We start from the raw sequence: 2703 nt of genomic DNA, 5'->3' as shown, positions 1-2703 counted from the left end.
GGCGCATGCGCCGTCCCAGTGCGCGGCGGCCTGGTCGTCCAGCAGCTCGTGCAGGTGGCGCAGCTTGAAGCTGGGCGTGAGGCCGGCTTCGTCGAACAGGATGGCCAGCCAGGCGTAGTCGTGGGCCCAGCTGTCGCAGTAGATGGTGGCGCCACGCAGCCGGCTGTTGAGCAGCTCGGCGACCTCGCGCGGCGGCTTGCCGTGCCGCGCCAGCACGTCGCGGGTGATGCCGTGCAGGTGCTCGGCTGCGCCGTCCCAGTGTTGCCAGTGCGGCGCGGGCTGCACCAGGGTGCAGACGGACTCGCCATCCGGCAGCACGAAGCCGACCTCGATCGGGTAACTGCCGCGGCCGAATCCGGAGGCCTCGACGTCGATCACGCAAGGCAGCGGCACGGCGTTCACGGCCGGGCCGGCGGTGGCCGCCGGGGCGAGGATGGGGCCGGCTCTGGGCATGCTTGTCTCCAACAACACAGGACGCCTGGCAAGCCAGGTGGCGACGGGACCGGCGGTGCGTGCGCCAAATCAGTGTGCAACAAGCGTACCCGCTGCGGGGCTTTGTCGCCCTTGAGACAAGTCCTACGGGCCGACCCCGGTGGCGGCACCGCGGCAGCGCCGCTACGCTGGGCCGATCGCGGCAGCCCGTGTGCTGCGCGCGGGCTCAGCACCGCGCCACCGCTTCTTCCGCATCTTCCGCTTCTTCGACTTCCCGCATGGACACGCCATGAAGACTGCCGATTCCATCGCCACCCCCGAGGCGCAGGCCACGGCCCTGCCCGAGCTGCCGCACCTGAAGCACTGGCCGCGGCGCCTGCCCAAGTCGCTGGTGGTGCCCGAGGTCAACCTGTGGTTCAACCTGGCAGTGACCGCCGCACGCTTCCCGAACCGGGCGGCCAACCTGTTCTTCGGCCACGCGCTGAGCTACGGGCAGCTCAAGCAGCAGGCCGAGGCGCTGGCCGGCTGGCTGCAGGCCCAGGGCATTGGCAAGGGCGACCGCGTGGCGCTGTTCCTGCAGAACTGCCCGCAGTTCGTGATCGCCTTCTACGCGGTGATGCGCTGCGACGCGGTGGTGGTGCCGGTGAACCCGATGAACCGGGTGGAGGAGTTCGGCCACTACATCAGCGACCCGGACACCAAGGCGGTGATCTGCGGTGCCGACGGCGCGGCCATCGTCGCCGAGGCCAACGCCGCGCTGCCGCCGCAGCAGCAATTGCAGACCCTGCTGGTGACGCGTTATTCGGACATGCTGCCTGCGCAGATCCCGGCTGCGCTGGCACCGCTGCCGGCCATCGAAGCCTGGCTGCGTGCCGACCCGCCGCTGCCGGCCGGTGCCTACCGCTGGGAAGAGGCGCTGGGTGCCGGCCTGCACCCGGCCGGGCCAGCCACCGCCTTGCCAGACGACCTGGCGCTGCTGCCCTACACCTCGGGCACCACCGGCCTGCCCAAGGGCTGCATGCACACGCACCGCACGCTGATGTCCAACACCTGCGGCGGCGGCATCTGGGGCTACGCCGGTGCCGAGTCGGTCAGTCTGGGCGTGGTGCCGATGTTCCACATCACCGGCATGCTCTACAACGTGCTGGCACCGGTGTATGGCGGCACCACGGTGGTCCTGCTGCCGCGCTGGGACCGCGAGCTGGCCGGCAGGCTGATCTCGCAATACAGGATCACGCACTGGACCTGCATCCCGACGATGATCATCGACCTGTTCAACAGCCCGAACCATCACCAGTTCGACCTGTCCAGCCTCGTGTACCTCTCCGGCGGCGGCGCGGCCATGCCGCAGGCGGTGGCCGAGCGGCTGCTGAAGGAATACGGGCTCACGTTCTCCGAAGGCTACGGCCTGACCGAAACCGCCGCGCCTTCGCACGGCAACCCGCCCGAGCGCTCCAAGCTGCAATGCCTGGGCATGCCGATCTTCGGCGTGGATTCGCGGGTCATCGACCCGGACACGCTGGCGCTGCTGCCACAGGGCGAGGTCGGCGAGATCGTGACGCACGGGCCCATGGTCTTCAAGGGCTACTGGAAACATCCGGAGGCGACGCGCGCGGCCTTCATCGAGCTGGGCGGCAAGCGCTTCTTCCGCACCGGCGACCTGGGCCGGGTCGACGAGGACGGCTACTTCTTCATCACCGACCGGCTCAAGCGCATGATCAACGCCAGCGGCTTCAAGGTCTGGCCCTCTGAGGTGGAGCTGCTGCTGTACCGCCACCCGGCGGTGGCCGAGGCCTGCGTGATCTCGGCCAAGGACGCCTACCGTGGCGAGACGGTCAAGGCCATCATCGTGCTGCGGGCCGAGGCCAGGGGCGTGACCAGCGAGCAGGCCATCATCGACTGGGCGCACGAGCACATGGCGGCCTACAAGGCGCCGCGCGTGGTCGAGTTTGTCGACACGCTGCCCAAGAGCGGTTCGGGCAAGGTGATGTGGCGGCTGTTGCAGGAGCGCGAGGGCGAGGCGACCAAGCGCTGAGCGGCTTCAGCCCTGGCCGACGATGCGCAGCGTCGGCGGTGGCGGCAACTCGGCGACTTCACGGTCCTGGCGGTCCTCACGCTTGCGCTCGGCCTTGTCGGCGTAGCAGGCGATGTCGGCCTGGTGCAGCCAGTCGGCGGTGTCCAGCGTGTCGCTGTCCAGCATCGCCAGGCCGAGGCTGGCGCCCACGCGCAGCTTTTGCACGCCCCAGGGCAACACGATGCTGTCGACCGCCT

3 protein-coding genes are annotated in these 2703 nt (G+C 69.7%); 1 reads left to right on the top strand and 2 read right to left on the bottom strand.

Annotated features, from left to right (window positions below):
• A partial coding sequence (locus FKP22_RS26535) for a 3'-5' exonuclease (RefSeq protein ID WP_141290921.1) occupies window positions 1–453 on the bottom strand: 453 nt, incomplete at its 3' end.
• Between the two features lie 268 nt (window positions 454–721).
• Here FKP22_RS26535 and FKP22_RS26530 point away from each other — a divergent pair.
• On the top strand, window positions 722–2467 hold the full coding sequence (locus FKP22_RS26530) for a long-chain fatty acid--CoA ligase (protein ID WP_141290922.1): 1746 nt from the start codon (window positions 722–724) through the stop codon (window positions 2465–2467).
• Window positions 2468–2473: 6 nt separating this feature from the next.
• Here FKP22_RS26530 and FKP22_RS32810 read toward each other — a convergent pair.
• Window positions 2474–2703, bottom strand: a 230-nt coding sequence (locus tag FKP22_RS32810) for a hypothetical protein (protein ID WP_211361599.1), incomplete at its 5' end; no start/stop codon positions are given.

It is taken from the genome of Ideonella azotifigens (assembly GCF_006519715.1).
GTDB lineage: Bacteria > Pseudomonadota > Gammaproteobacteria > Burkholderiales > Burkholderiaceae_C > Ideonella > Ideonella azotifigens.
Note: the sequence above shows the minus strand (reverse complement) of the source record. Positions and strands in the feature narration are given on the sequence as shown.

Bases quoted from the DNA above. Each gene is read 5' to 3' on its own strand.
- FKP22_RS26530 (WP_141290922.1), top strand. From the start codon at position 722: ATGAAGACTGCCGATTCCATCGCCACCCCCGAGGCGCAGGCCACGGCC.